The sequence below is a fragment of the Aneurinibacillus thermoaerophilus genome (assembly GCF_019603355.1).
Classification (GTDB): domain Bacteria; phylum Bacillota; class Bacilli; order Aneurinibacillales; family Aneurinibacillaceae; genus Aneurinibacillus; species Aneurinibacillus thermoaerophilus.
In genome coordinates this window covers 2,300,208-2,315,055 of record NZ_CP080764.1, presented here as the reverse complement: position 1 = coordinate 2,315,055, position 14,848 = coordinate 2,300,208, and the positions used below count along the sequence as shown (strand labels likewise).

General features: G+C 50.5%; 12 protein-coding genes. 11 read left to right on the top strand and 1 reads right to left on the bottom strand.

Annotated features, from left to right (window positions below; translation table 11 throughout):
• Positions 1-18: 18 nt before the first annotated feature.
• The 11 genes from lspA to pyrE all read left to right on the top strand — a co-directional run bounded on the left by lspA (position 19) and on the right by pyrE (position 12,621).
• Entirely contained in the window at positions 19-486 is a 468-nt protein-coding gene (gene lspA, locus K3F53_RS12045; RefSeq protein WP_057900278.1) for a signal peptidase II, read from the top strand.
• On the top strand, positions 479-1,423 hold the full coding sequence (locus tag K3F53_RS12040) for an RluA family pseudouridine synthase (RefSeq protein ID WP_220560916.1): 945 nt from the start codon (positions 479-481) through the stop codon (positions 1,421-1,423). Before lspA ends, K3F53_RS12040 begins: the two co-directional genes overlap by 8 nt.
• 274 nt (positions 1,424-1,697) lie before the next feature.
• Complete coding sequence (gene pyrR, locus K3F53_RS12035; protein ID WP_057898328.1) at positions 1,698-2,255, top strand: bifunctional pyr operon transcriptional regulator/uracil phosphoribosyltransferase PyrR; 558 nt, start codon at positions 1,698-1,700, stop codon at positions 2,253-2,255.
• A gap of 72 nt (positions 2,256-2,327) precedes the next feature.
• A complete protein-coding gene (locus tag K3F53_RS12030) occupies positions 2,328-3,698 on the top strand; it encodes a uracil-xanthine permease family protein (RefSeq protein ID WP_220559009.1) in 1,371 nt (456 codons plus the stop codon).
• A 210-nt stretch (positions 3,699-3,908) separates the two neighbouring features.
• Positions 3,909-5,207, top strand: coding sequence for a dihydroorotase (locus K3F53_RS12025; protein WP_057898330.1), 1,299 nt, complete (start codon positions 3,909-3,911; stop codon positions 5,205-5,207).
• A complete protein-coding gene (locus K3F53_RS12020; RefSeq protein ID WP_220559008.1) occupies positions 5,207-6,310 on the top strand; it encodes a carbamoyl phosphate synthase small subunit in 1,104 nt (367 codons plus the stop codon). Before K3F53_RS12025 ends, K3F53_RS12020 begins: the two co-directional genes overlap by 1 nt.
• Positions 6,294-9,527, top strand: coding sequence for a carbamoyl-phosphate synthase large subunit (gene carB / locus K3F53_RS12015; protein WP_057898332.1), 3,234 nt, complete (start codon positions 6,294-6,296; stop codon positions 9,525-9,527). Before K3F53_RS12020 ends, carB begins: the two co-directional genes overlap by 17 nt.
• A complete protein-coding gene (locus tag K3F53_RS12010) occupies positions 9,520-10,317 on the top strand; it encodes a dihydroorotate dehydrogenase electron transfer subunit (protein WP_220559007.1) in 798 nt (265 codons plus the stop codon). Before carB ends, K3F53_RS12010 begins: the two co-directional genes overlap by 8 nt.
• Complete coding sequence (locus tag K3F53_RS12005) at positions 10,314-11,246, top strand: dihydroorotate dehydrogenase (RefSeq protein WP_220559006.1); 933 nt, start codon at positions 10,314-10,316, stop codon at positions 11,244-11,246. Before K3F53_RS12010 ends, K3F53_RS12005 begins: the two co-directional genes overlap by 4 nt.
• Positions 11,243-11,962, top strand: coding sequence for an orotidine-5'-phosphate decarboxylase (pyrF, locus tag K3F53_RS12000; protein ID WP_057898335.1), 720 nt, complete (start codon positions 11,243-11,245; stop codon positions 11,960-11,962). Before K3F53_RS12005 ends, pyrF begins: the two co-directional genes overlap by 4 nt.
• Before the next feature lie 17 nt (positions 11,963-11,979).
• Positions 11,980-12,621 carry an orotate phosphoribosyltransferase gene (pyrE, locus tag K3F53_RS11995; protein WP_057898336.1) on the top strand — a complete coding sequence of 214 codons (642 nt, stop codon included), beginning with the start codon at positions 11,980-11,982 and terminating at the stop codon, positions 12,619-12,621.
• Between the two features lie 240 nt (positions 12,622-12,861).
• Here pyrE and K3F53_RS11990 read toward each other — a convergent pair whose 3' ends face one another.
• Entirely contained in the window at positions 12,862-14,847 is a 1,986-nt protein-coding gene (locus K3F53_RS11990; protein WP_057898337.1) for an oligosaccharide flippase family protein, read from the bottom strand.
• Position 14,848: the final 1 nt, after the last annotated feature.

The following is a 14,848-nucleotide window of genomic DNA, read 5'->3' as shown; positions in this document are numbered from 1 at the left end:
CCGGGAGGAAGGCTGTTGATTTATTATTATGTGATTGCGCTGCTGGTTTTTCTTGTTGATCGCTTCACGAAATGGCTGGTTGTAACTTATATGGAAATCGGCCAGTCTATCCCCCTGTGGGAGGGTGTGTTTCATCTTACTTCGCACCGGAACAAAGGGGCAGCGTTTGGTATCCTTCAAAACCAGCGCGCCTTTTTTATCATCATTACCCTGGTTGTCATTGTCGGGATCGTGTGGTATTTGCGGAAAATGGTGAAAGAAAGCACGCTTGTTTCCTGGGCGCTGGCGCTTATTTTGGGCGGCGCGGCCGGCAACTTTTATGACCGGTTGCTAACCGGGGAGGTTGTGGATTTCTTTGATTTTACATTGATTCATTTTCCGATTTTTAATGTTGCCGATTCAGTGATTGTGATTGGGGTAGGTCTGTTTATGATAGACGCGCTGCGGGAGCTACTTATGAATGAACGGGGTAAAACGTATGAATAACGAAGAACGTTATGAACGGCATGATTGGATTATCGAGCCGGAGGATGCAGGCGAGCGCGTAGATAAATTTTTGGCTTCTGTGCAGGATGATTGGTCTCGCAGCCAATTGCAGGGCTGGATTAAAGACGGATTGCTTTTCGTTAATGGAAAGTCGGTCAAAGGAAATTATCGGTTACAGGAAGATGATGAAGTCGTACTGCACGTGCCGCCGGCAAGAGAATTGAACATTGAGCCGGAAAACATTCCGCTGGATATTGTGTACGAAGACAGCGATGTCATTGTGGTAAATAAGCCGCGTGGGCTGGTCGTACATCCGGCACCGGGTCATTACTCCGGCACGCTGGTAAACGCGCTGCTTTACCATTGCCAAGATTTATCCGGCATTAATGGGGTACTTCGTCCCGGAATCGTACACCGGATCGACAAAGATACATCCGGCTTACTGATGGTGGCAAAAAATGATAAAGCGCACGAATCGCTGGCGCGTCAACTGAAAGATCACACGGTGACGCGCCGCTACGTAGCGCTCGTGCACGGTGTGATTTCGCACGATAAAGGAACCATTGATGCGCCCATTGGCCGTGATCCGAAAAATCGCCAGCAAATGGCGGTTGTATTTGAGTATAGCAAGCCGGCGGTTTCGCATTTCGTCGTGCTGGAGCGTTTTAAAGAGCATACGCTTGTCGAATTGAAACTGGAGACCGGGCGCACGCACCAGATTCGTGTGCATATGAAATACATTGGCCATCCGTTGGTCGGCGATCCAAAGTACGGACCCAAGAGCTTCTTTAAGATTGAGGGGCAAGCGTTGCACGCGAAAACGCTCGGATTTACTCATCCTTCGACCGAAGAGTACCTAGAATTTCATGCTGCATTGCCGGATGATATGGAACAAATTTTGAAGCGCTTAAGATTTGGAGCGTTTATGGAGCAGTGAAAAATCCACGAGTTTACCTTATTTCTAAAAAGTAGTTGACATATTCCCGTTTTCGTGTCATACTTCTTTTAACTACAAAGGAACCTTTAAATCAGTCCTGTGAGGCTGGCAAGGAGAACGAATAGGTTTGGCATAGGGATGGGGAGTTGTGCGCTCACTCATTCTTTGTCGAGCACAAAAAAGCTTTCTGCCGCCCGCAGAAAGCTTTTTTTGTGTCGGGGTTTTATTTTATGGATAAAATAAAGGTACGTTTGTGAAGGAGAGAAGCGTGACAATGACGAGCGAATGGAAAGAAAAAAACGTGCTTCTAGATGAGGCTGCGATGCGGCGGGCGTTGACCCGTATCGCCCATGAAATTATCGAGCGCAACAAAGGTATAGAAAATTGTGTGTTGGTTGGCATTCGCACGCGTGGGATTTATCTGGCGAGGCGGCTTGCAGCCCGTATTCAGCAAATCGAAGGACAGACGATCCCGGTCGGTGAGCTGGATATCACGCTGTATCGCGATGACCTTACGCATAAACAAGAACAGCCGACGATCAGAGGCAGCAAGATTGAGGTTGATATTACTGGTAAAAAAGTCATCCTCGTAGATGATGTGTTGTTTACAGGCCGGACGGTACGGGCAGCGCTGGACGCGTTGATGGATATTGGAAGACCGCAAATGATTCAACTGGCCGTGTTAGTCGACAGAGGACATCGCGAACTTCCTATCCGCCCGGACTATGTGGGAAAAAACGTGCCGACATCGAAGGAAGAGATTATCGTTGTTGAACTGGCTGAAATTGATAACCGCGAATGCGTAACGATTCGTGAAAAATTTAAAAAGTAACAGAGCACAGAAAAAAGAACAGTGACCTTTAACTCAGCTCCGTGAGGCTGATAAGGAAGGAGAAGAAATTCAATGATAAAAAAGGATTATGTTGATGTGCATGAGATACCGGCGCTGCAAAAAGTAGTTCCGCTAAGCTTGCAGCACCTGTTTGCGATGTTTGGCTCAACCGTTCTGGTGCCCCTTTTGACCGGGCTTGACGTATCGGTGGCGCTTCTTACGAGCGGAATTGGAACGCTTCTGTTCCTGCTCATTACTAAAGGCAAGCTGCCGAACTATCTTGGTTCCTCGTTCGCGTTTATTGGCCCAATTCTTACGGTAAGCCACAGTCACGGTGTCGGCACTGCAATGCTCGGCTGCTTTATGGCCGGTCTCGTATATTTAATTGTGGCAGCCATTGTCAAATGGACGGGCGTTCATTGGCTCAATCGTTTGTTGCCGCCTGTTGTTATTGCATCGATTATCGTTGTAATTGGCCTTAGCGTATCCGGCGTGGCGGTTGGCTGGGCGCTAAATGACCCGCTAAGCGATCCGGCGAAGCCGGCCTACTCCCTCGGAGCGGTGGAAGTGGCGTTTGTTACGCTGGCAGCTACGGTTGTGGCGACGATTTTCTTCCGCGGATTTTTATCGGTGCTCCCGGTGTTAACCGGAATGATCGTCGGCTATGCGTACGCGGCGGTTCGCCATCCAGAATGGATTGATTTTGCGAAAATCAAGGAAACGCCCTGGTTTATTAGCCCAGGCATGTGGGTGAACGAGCATTTCATAACAGGTCAGGTATTGGACGCATTTGCTTCTCCGGGCGCCTTGCTGGCCGCGCTCGTAATCGCACCGGTGGCGTTTGTCACGCTGGCTGAGCACATTGGCCACCTGCTCGTAACAGCCAACATTATGAACCGTGATTTGATGCGCGACCCGGGCTTGCACCGCTCGCTTGCGGGAGATGGGGTAGCGGTGATAGTCGCATCGTTCCTTGGTGGACCACCGAGCACAACCTACGGCGAAAACATGGGCGTTCTTGCGTTAACTAAAGTATACAGCCGCGTGGTTATTGCCGGAGCCGCCTGCTTTGCTATCCTGTTCGCGTTCATTGGAAAAATCGGCGCGTTCCTGATGACGATTCCGAAACCGGTATTAGGCGGTGTAACGATTGTATTGTTCGGCATTATCGCGGCGCAGGGGATGCGAATGTATGTAGAGCACAACATCGATTTCTCCCATAAGCGGAATATGGTTATCTCGGCCATTGTGCTCGTAACCGGAATCGGAGGATTTAAAATGGACTTCCATGAAGTAACATTTAGCACCTTCATCGCGAACCTTACGATCGACAACATTGCAATGGCAACGTTCCTTGGTATTTTCCTGCATGCGGTGTTGCCCGGCAAAGAGGTCGCTTTTGGGAAAACAAAAGAGGAACAATTGCATAAACAGGCATCATAATCATCCTTTAAAACAGTCCTGTGAGTCTGGTAAGGATGCCATGATGTATACTGCATATGGAGAAAAGGCTTCGTGCCCGGCTTCAGACCGGACACTTAGAGAAACCGGGCCTCGCTTCTCAGTGTGTATATAACAAGGCTTCTTACCAAGAAAAATGGGTAAGAAGCTTTTTTTATAAATCAAATTTGATTCTAGGGCAGGAGGAGAACAATGGGTACCATTTTATGCAACGGTCAAATACTTGTAGATGGAAAGCTAGTAAAGAAAGATATTCTTATCGAAGGAACGAACGTGTCACGAATTGCCGACAGCATAGAGGAAGCAGGTCACGAAGTGTTAGATGCGGCGGGTAAACTGATTGTCCCCGGTTTTATAGATATGCATGTACATTTGCGGGAACCGGGTTTTGAAGCAAAAGAAACCATTGCTACCGGAACAGCGTCCGCGGCGCGAGGCGGTTTCACGACCGTTGCTTGCATGCCGAACACGCGTCCCGTGATTGACACTCCCGAGACGGTTCGGTTGATTCTGCAGAAAGCAAAAGAGGAAGGAAGCGCCAGGGTGCTGCCGATGGGGGCGATTACTGTTCGTGAACTGGGCCAAGAATTGACAGATATGGCCGCGTTGAAAGAAGCAGGGGTTATCGCAGTGTCAGACGATGGTGTAGGCGTACAATCCAGCAAAATGATGAAAGATGCGATGAAAGTAGCTACCTCCCTTGGGCTGCCGGTTGTGGCACATTGTGAGGATGATAGTCTTGTGGAAGGCGGCTGCGTGCATGAGGGTGTGTTCAGTGAAAAGCATGGTTTGAAAGGCATTCCATCTGAGGCGGAGTCGATTCATGTCGGACGTGATATCTTGCTGGCAGAGGCGACGGGGGCACACTACCATGTATGCCATATCAGCACAGCCGAATCAGTGCGGCTTGTTCGTGAGGCGAAACAGCGGGGCGTGCGCGTAACCGCGGAAGTTTGCCCGCACCATTTGCTGCTGTGCGACGAGGATATTCCAGGTCCGGATGCTAACTACAAGATGAACCCGCCGCTTCGTTCACGACGTGACCGTCAAGCGTTGCTCCAAGGATTAAAGGACGGCACGATTGACATGATTGTAACGGATCACGCACCACATACAGCAGAGGAAAAAGGGCGTGGCATTGAACTGGCACCGTTCGGCATCGTTGGCTTGGAGACTGCATTCCCGCTTTTATATACGAAGCTAGTATTGACAGGCGAATTTACCTTACAGGAAATTGTGGATCGGATGACCCGCGTTCCTGCGGAAGTATTTAACCTGCCGTGGGGTGCGCTGGAGGAAGGCAAGAGCGCCGATATTGCGGTAATTGACTTAGAAACGGAAAAAGAAGTGAATCCGGAAACATTCGCGAGCAAAGGGCGCAATACACCGTTTACTGGCTGGAAGTTAAAAGGTTGGCCGGTGCTGACCATGCTAGAAGGCCGTATCGTGTGGCAAGCGGAAGAGATGAACAGCGAAGGAGCGAGACAATAATGAAAAAACAAGCAAGACTTGTATTGGAAGATGGAACAGTATTTACTGGCAAATCGTTTGGGGCACAGGGAGAATCGCTGGGCGAGGTCGTCTTTAACACCGGGATCACCGGCTATCAGGAAGTGCTGTCAGACCCATCGTATTGCGGGCAAATCGTGACAATGACATATCCTTTAATCGGAAATTATGGCATAAACCGCGATGATTTTGAAACGATGAGGCCGTTCGTGCATGGTTTCGTTGTCCGGGAGCACTGCGAGGTTCACAGCAATTGGCGCAGCGAGCAAACGGTTGATTCGCTGCTGAAAGAATACAATATTCCGGGCATCGAAGAAGTCGATACGCGCAAGTTAACTCGTATTATCCGCCAGCATGGCACGCTGAAAGGGCTCATTACTACCTCGGATGAGCCGGTAGAATCCTTATTGGAGAAGCTAAAAGCGCCGCTGATGGAAGACCAGGTGGCCCGCGTATCTACCAAGAATATGTTTGCTGCACCAGGACGTGGTTCTAAAATCGTGCTTGTAGATTTCGGAGCCAAATACGGTATTTTACGCGAGCTGATCAAACGGGGCTGCGACGTTATCGTGGTGCCGTATAATGTGACCGCAGACGAAATCCGCCGCATTCGTCCGGATGGTATTATGCTGTCCAATGGACCGGGAGATCCGAAAAACGTTCCGGAAGCGATTCGCATGATTCAGGAGATTCTGGGTGAATATCCGCTGTTCGGCATCTGTCTCGGCCATCAACTGCTCGCGCTGGCGTGCGGCGCTGATACGCATAAAATGAAGTTTGGCCATCGCGGCGGCAACCACCCGGTGAAAGAGTTAGCGACCGGACGCACCTATATTACGTCCCAAAACCATGGCTATGCGGTTAGCAAGGAATCATTGACAGACACTGATTTGGAAATTAGTCACATCGCGCTCAATGACGGTACGGTAGAAGGCCTTACACATAAAAAATATCCGGCATTTTCCGTACAGTACCATCCGGAAGCTGCACCAGGACCATATGATTCCGATTATCTGTTTGACCGTTTCTTAGAGCAAGTTGCCAAATTCACAAAGGAGGAGAAGAATTATGCCGCGACTCGATAACATCAAGAAAATTCTTGTAATTGGATCAGGCCCTATTGTCATCGGCCAGGCCGCTGAATTCGACTATGCCGGAACGCAGGCTTGTCAGGCGCTGAAAGAAGAGGGATTTGAAGTCATTCTGGTCAACAGCAACCCGGCCACCATTATGACTGACACGAACATGGCGGACAAAGTCTATATCGAACCACTGACGAAAGGCTTTCTCGCGCGCATTATCCGTCAGGAGAAGCCGGACGGTCTACTTGCCACGCTCGGCGGACAAACCGGCCTGAATCTCGCCATGGAACTGCATGAAGCAGGCATTTTAGAAGAGGAAAATGTAACGCTTTTAGGCACGAATCTTGAAGCGATCAAGAAAGCGGAAGACCGGGAACAGTTCCGCGCCCTGATGCAGGAGATCGGCGAACCGGTTCCACCGAGCGATATCATTCATACAGTGGAGGAGGCGCTTGCGTTTGCCGAGGAAATCGGCTATCCGATTATTGTGCGTCCGGCCTATACGCTCGGCGGAACCGGTGGCGGCATTGCATCCAATGAGGAAGAATTGCGCGAAATCGTAGCAAGCGGTCTAAAATACAGCCCGATTCACCAGTGTCTTGTCGAAAAAAGCATTGCCGGTTTTAAGGAAATTGAGTACGAAGTCATGCGCGACGCGAATGACAATGCGATTGTCGTATGTAACATGGAAAACGTTGATCCGGTTGGGATCCATACCGGCGACAGTATCGTTGTAGCACCGAGCCAAACCCTTTCGGATCGCGAGTATCATATGCTGCGTTCTGCGTCCCTCAAGATCATCCGCGCTTTGAATATTCAGGGAGGCTGTAATGTACAGCTGGCGCTCGATCCGGACAGCTTCCAATATTACGTTATTGAAGTCAATCCGCGCGTAAGCCGTTCTTCTGCACTGGCATCCAAAGCGACCGGTTATCCGATTGCGAAAATGGCTGCCAAAATCGCGGTTGGTTACACGCTTGATGAACTGAAAAATCCGGTGACTCAGCAAACTTACGCTTGCTTTGAACCCACGCTCGACTATATCGTAACAAAAATTCCGCGCTGGCCATTCGATAAGTTTACTTCGGCCAACCGGAAACTGGGCACACAGATGAAGGCAACAGGCGAAGTTATGGCGATTGGGCGCACGTTTGAAGAATCGCTCCACAAAGCCGTGCGTTCGCTCGAGATTGGCTTGCACAGCCTGGATTTGCCAGAGGCGAAAGAGCTTAGTCAAGAAGAACTGGAGCGCCGCCTTATAAAGGCAGACGACGAGCGTTTGTTCCTCGTTATGGAAGGTTTGCGCCGCGGTATAACCGAACAGAAAATTCATGAATGGACGAAAATCGATCCCTTCTTCTTGGCGAAGTTCAAAAATATTGTGCGCTTTGAAACAGAAATGGCAGAAGCGGCAAAAGAAGGCGCGCTTAGTTCCGACATGCTGCGCCAGGCGAAGCGCATGGGCTTTACTGATCGCCGCATTGCGGAAGTAACCGGTATTCCGGTTGCGGACATTGAAGCAAAACGCAAAGAAGCAGGCATCGTGCCTGTATATAAAATGGTTGATACCTGCGCGGCCGAATTTGAAGCGGCCACACCGTACTACTATTCTACATATGAAGAGGAAGACGAACGCGTCGATTCAGGCAAACCGCGCGTAATCGTACTCGGCTCCGGCCCGATCCGCATCGGACAGGGAATTGAGTTTGACTACTCAACCGTTCACGCTGTATGGGCGCTCAAAGAAATGGGCTATGAAGCCGTGATTATTAATAACAATCCGGAAACGGTATCGACTGACTTCAGCACATCTGATCGTCTGTATTTTGAGCCACTCTATATTGAGGACGTGCTGCACATTATTGAAAAAGAAAAGCCGGAAGGCGTCATTGTGCAGTTCGGCGGGCAGACTGCGATTAATTTGGCAGCAGGACTGGAAAAAGCAGGTGTAAAAATTCTCGGTACCGACCTTGCCAGCATTGATGCGGCGGAAGACCGCGAAAAGTTTGAAAAGCTGTTGCGTTCGCTGGACATCGCGCAGCCGCCGGGTCAAACGGTAACATCCATCGAAGCGGCTGTCGAAGCAGCGGCATCTCTCGGTTATCCGGTGCTTGTTCGTCCGTCATACGTGCTGGGCGGCCGAGCAATGGAGATTGTGTACAACGAGCAGGAATTGTTGACATATATGCGCGAAGCCGTAAAAGTGAATCCCGAACACCCGGTGCTTGTGGATACGTATTTGATGGGGGCAGAAGTAGAAGTAGATGCTATTAGCGACGGCGAAAACGTGTTAATTCCGGGAATTATGGAACATATCGAGCGGGCCGGCGTCCATTCTGGCGACTCGATTGCCGTATACCCGACGCAGACCATTTCACAGTCGCTAAAAGACGAATTAGTCGATATGACGACTCGCATCGCGCGCGGTTTGCATATCAAAGGGCTGTTGAACATTCAGTTTGTTATCCATAAAAACAAAGCGTACGTGCTGGAAGTAAACCCGCGTTCTTCCCGTACCGTACCGTTCTTGAGCAAAATCACAAACATTCCGATGGCGAACATTGCAACCAAAGTGATTCTCGGGGCTACCATTCCGGAATTGGGTTATGAGCCTGGCTATCAAAAAGAAACGGAACACGTATCCGTAAAAGTGCCGGTGTTCTCGTTCGCTAAGCTGCGTCGCGTTGACACGACGCTCGGACCGGAAATGAAGTCTACGGGCGAAGTCATGGGCCGCGACAAAACGCTGGCCAAAGCGCTTTACAAAGGTTTGCTTGCATCCGGCATGAGCATTCCGACACACGGCTCACTCCTAGTGACCATTGCCGATAAAGACAAGGAAGAAGCGAAAGACCTTATCAAAGGCTTTAACCGACTCGGATTTAAGCTGCTGGCGACAGAGGGAACGGCCAAATTCCTTGAAGCGGAGGGCATGCGCGTAACCCGCGTTCGCAAGGTGAATGAGGCTTCGCCAAATATGCTCGATATCATCCGCAAAGGTGAAGCAAGCTTCGTCATTAACACGCTGACGAAAGGCAAAACGCCGGAGCGGGACGGGTTCCGCATCCGCCGCGAATCAGTGGAGAATGGCGTCGTATGTTTGACATCGCTTGACACTGCACGCGCCCTTCTGAAAGTGCTTGAAGCGATTACGTTTACAGCGGAATCCATGCCAGGGTTTGAAGCGCCGCAGTCGAAGGAGGCATACGTGCATGGATAAAGGCGTGCTGAGCGTTGTGTCCAATGAACAGATAGCAGAGCGGATTTTTCGTATGGAAGTGGAAGGGGAATTGGCGGGCCGCATGACGCGGCCTGGCCAGTTCGTTCACGTAAAATGCGGCGCTGGCATCGATCCGCTGCTGCGCCGTCCTATCAGTATTTGCAATGTGGACACGGACAAAAAGAGACTGACGATGATTTACCGGGTGGAAGGGCACGGCACGCGTGTATTGAGCGAATACGTGCCTGGACAGCCGCTTGACATTCTTGGGCCATTGGGCGAAGGGTTTCCTGTGGAAGGACGTCAAGCGGGCGAGCATGCGCTTTTGGTTGGCGGCGGTATCGGGGTTCCTCCGCTTTATTATCTTGGCAAACAGCTGAAACAATGCGGCGTACGCATTACGTCCGTCATCGGTTTTGGCACTGCTTCGCAGGTATTTTTAGAAAGGGAGTTGGCGGAACTGGGCGATGTGCATGTCGTTACGATTGACGGTACGGCAGGAGTCCAAGGGCTCGTTACAGATGTGCTGACAGGTGAATATGGTTTGGGTATGAGTGATTGGGACGTGCTGTACTCGTGCGGACCGCTTCCCATGTTGCGTGCATTGCAGGATAAATACCAGCCAGCTGGCAAGGAAGGTTACATTTCGCTTGAACAGCGGATGGGGTGCGGTGTCGGTGCGTGTCTCGCGTGCGTATGCCCGGTACAGGAAAAAGGAGAAGGCAGGAAATACCGCAAAATCTGTTCCGATGGCCCGGTCTTTCCGCTTGGGGAGGTGCGGTTGTCATGACAGCTTCGAGAACGAACCGTTTAGCGGTTACCATTGCGGGCATTCACATGAAAAACCCGGTTATGCCAGCGTCCGGTTGCTTTGGCTTTGGCCGCGAATATGCGCAGTTTTATGATTTGAATCGGCTTGGCGCAATCGCTGTTAAGGCTACGACTGTAGAAGAGCGCCAAGGTAACCCGACGCCGCGTGTGGCAGAAACGCCGGGCGGTATGCTGAATGCAATCGGCTTACAAAACCCAGGATTGGAAGATGTCATTGCGCATGAGTTGCCGTGGCTGGAACAGTTTACAGAGCTGCCTGTCATTGTCAATGTCGCAGGCACGGTAATGGAAGACTATGTGCAGGTGGCGGAAAGGGTAAGCGAAGTTCCAAATGTAGCAGGAATTGAGCTAAACATTTCCTGCCCGAACGTGAAATGTGGCGGGATTACATTCGGTACAGACCCGGACATTGCCGCACAGCTTACGGCGGCGATTAAGAAAGTAAGCAAAGTTCCTGTATTTGTTAAGCTATCGCCGAATGTGACAGATGTGGTGACGATTGCGAAGGCGGTGGAAGCGGCTGGCGCGGATGGGTTAAGTATGATTAACACGCTGCTTGGCATGCGTATTGACCTAAAAACCCGCCGACCTGTTCTGGCCAACGGCTCCGGCGGATTGTCTGGCCCGGCGATTAAGCCGGTAGCGATTCGCATGATTTACGAAGTAAGCCAGCAGGTAAAGATCCCGATTATCGGTATGGGGGGCATTCAATCGGCGGATGATGTGATTGAGTTCTTCATGGCGGGCGCGTCGGCTGTTGCGGTCGGTACGGCAAACTTCGTCGATCCGTATATTTGCCCGACGATCATTGATGAACTAGAAAGGAAGCTGGACGAATTCGACGTGGGGTCGATTTCTGAATTAACGGGAGCGGGGTGGAAACGATGAATAGCAGGAACGGACGGATTATGGTGGCGCTTGATTTTCCGAGTGCCGCAGAAGCGAATGGCTGCTTGCAGTCGCTTGCAGGTACAGGTGTATATGTAAAAATTGGCATGCAGCTTTATTATGCGGAAGGTCCGGACTATGTACGGCAAATCAAAGAAAAAGGCCATTCCGTGTTTCTTGATATAAAGGTGCATGATATTCCAAACACGGCTAAAGGCGCGATGCAAAGCGTTGTGGGACTTGGTGTGGATATGGTGAACGTGCATGTGGCAGGGGGCCGCAAAATGATGGAAGCAGCCCGGGAAGGATTGGAAAAAGGAACGCCGGCAGGAAAGAAGCGGCCCTTGCTTATTGGTGTTACCCAACTAACAAGCACAACGGAGCAAATGATGAATAATGAGGTAGGGATTGCCGGTACGGTGGAAGACTGTGTCGTGCGCTATGCACGGCTGGCTCAGGAGGCAGGATTGGATGGGGTAGTGGCTTCCCCGAAGGAAGTACCGTTGATTAAGGAGGCGTGCGGCCCATCTTTTCTGACTGTAACTCCGGGAATCCGTCCTAAGGGTACGGACGCAGGGGATCAACACCGGATTACGACTCCGGAAGAAGCTTTTCGTCTTGGGTCTGATTATATCGTCATCGGTCGGGCAATTACGCAGGCGCAGGATCCGAAGCAGGCGCTATTCAATATTTTAGAAACAGTCAACAGACAGTAAACAGGGAGTGAACCAATATGCAAACGAATATAGATACGGCAAAACAAATCGCGGCAAAGTTGCTTGAAATCGATGCGGTGGCGTTACGTCCAGACGCGCCGTTCACGTGGACATCCGGTATGAAAAGCCCTATTTATTGCGATAATCGGCTGACGATGTCTTATCCGGAAGTGCGCCGTTTGATCTGTCTTTCTTTCGCCGCGCTTATTAAAGAGAGATACCCGGAAACGGAAGTGATTGCCGGAACGGCAACGGCGGGCATTCCCCATGCGGCCTGGGCAGCAGAACAATTAAATTTGCCGATGATATACGTACGCTCTAAGCCGAAAGGACATGGAAAAGGCAACCAGATTGAGGGGAGATTAGAGCCGGGTGCGAAAGTGGTTGTGATTGAGGATTTAATTTCTACTGGTGGCAGTTCGATTGAAGCGGCGAGGGCAGTAAAAGAAGCGGGTGGAAATGTGCTCGGCGTACTCGCTATCTTTTCGTATCAGTTCCCACAGGCGGAGCAGGCATTTGCGGAAGCTGGCTTTCCATTTGAAACATTAAGCAACTATACGACGTTGCTCGAAGTCGCTCAGGAAAAAGGTGCCATCCGCCCCGAGCAACTGGAGGCACTCCATGCATGGCGCAAAAATCCCGCAGCGTATAAAGGCTAACCTTATATGTTTCGTCGTTATCATAGATAAATGAGAAGCCTCGCTGGACAAACCTAGCGGGGCTGCCTCATTTTTGTTTTAGAACAGTACGTGGACATCCTGCTTAAGGAAGTCCACTTTTTTTGCGTGTGCCCGGCATGAGCGTCATCTCTAGGGTTCAAGTTCCGAGTGGTGGTGTACATTAAAATATTTTTTCGAGAAGGACTTGCATTTTTTCATAGATGAGAGGGCGGGGGCTAGTCACCCCCTCCTACTTGATTGTTGATTTACAGGAGCGGTATACTCTGGGACAATCCGGTAGCGTGCCAGAAGGTGATATGCTTTCTGTGCTACCCGTGGGAAATAGCGGATTTCCTGCACGTCAATTCCCTTTAACCAGAACAGCGCGATACCATAACCGGCAAGGCTAAAAATGGCGATGACAGCTGATTCAATACCAAAGAACAGAAATGCCGGCATTGGAATGAGCGGTTGTACCTTGAGTCCGAGCCATACAATACTGAGACCAATGGCGCTAAGCAGTAGAGATGACAGCAAAAATCCGCGCCACTTTTCGCCGAGAATAATCAGGCGAGTATATTGACTGATTGCACGCAAATTCAGCGCCATAACGACAATGAAGCACAACGATGTCGCCGCAATAATTCCATAAATCCCAAACAGCGGTGCCAGCGCATAGTTGCCGCCCCATTTTACGAGAATGCCGATCGCGACATGGCGCATGGGCAGGTCGGTACGCCCCAGTCCCTGAAGAATGCCGGACGAGGTCATCATCAAAATTTGAAAGATTGTTCCAAAGCAGAGAAAACCGATAATCCAGGCCGCTTTTGAATACGTTTCCTCCGTGTTGCTGAACAGAAATCCATTTACTGGATATGCGGCTACTGTTAAATATAGAGCCGCTGGAACCCCGGTAATGAGCGCCACACGCAATGCCATTGAACTCATGCGTTGCACTTCGCGTTCGTCATCGCGCGAGTGCGCAGACGAGACAACAGGAATAATAGACGAACTAAGCGCAATTGCGAGAATAATCGGCAGACCTGCCAGTGACTGGGCGCTTCCACCGAGAATGCCGAGCGTGTCCATCGCTTCCTTGTACGTATGCAACTGCTCGGTAAAGAAACGGAGTGGCACGCACGGAATGTTTGTGTTTTCCGCATACTGGAACGGTCCGAGTGACTTGCTGTCCAGTTTGATATTTTCACCCAACGTAAGCGTTATTTTTACTTTTCCTCGCTCATAGAAGGCGTATTTTCTGTTTTTATCCCACGTAACTTTGCCGCCCATCGCTTCAGCTACCGGTTCAAGCGGCACCATCGTTGTATTATTGTTGTGCAGGTAAGGAGCCACTGGCAGAATTATTTCTTTGTTGCCGATGGTTGCCTCTTTATGACCGACCGCGAACGAAATGCGCTCTTCCTGCGGCGTCAACAGGCGCAGCGATGTGGATGAATCAATAAAGTAAATGAGCGGCACCGCCAATGCTGATAGAGTAATCGGCAGCGACAGGCGGAGCATTTTGCTGTAAATTTGCCGATACGTAAGTTTTTTATACCTTTTTTGCGTGGCGAGTTCACGCTTTTGTTCCGGGCGTCGCTTTTTATAGAAATAGATCATGACCCCGCAGGCGGCAATGCTGCCGGTTACAGCTCCGAATGAAGCGCCGGCGACAGCCACGTCTTTGTTATAGCCTAGATGAAGCAGCACAAGCGGCAGCGCCACTGCGGTTATGACGCGCAAAATTTGCTCCATAATTTGCGACAGACCGGTCGGTTGCATGAACTGCAGCCCCTGGAAGTATCCCCGCATGATCGCGATTAACGGGAAGAGGAGCATCGCTGGAGCGATGGCGCGGATCGCCAGCTCCGCCTGCGGTGCGAGCGTATATTTGGCGTAGTATGGCGCGATGATCATCATCAATGCGAACATGACAAAACCGGTCACAAGCGCAAAATTGCGGGCTGCTTTATAGGTCTGATACGCCTCGTGATATTGGCCGATAGCCGTATATTCCGAGATTTGTTTGCTTAAGGCGCTCGGCACGCCCAGCGTGGCGATAATAAGCAGCATGCTATAAATATTGTAGGAAATAGTGTACAGCGTCATCCCGTCATTCCCCATAATATGCTGGAGCGGAACGCGCTGGCCGACGCCCAGTACGCGCGAAATGACGGCTGCCAAGGTTAGAATCAGCGTGCCTTTTAAAAATGAGTTCTTTGACATA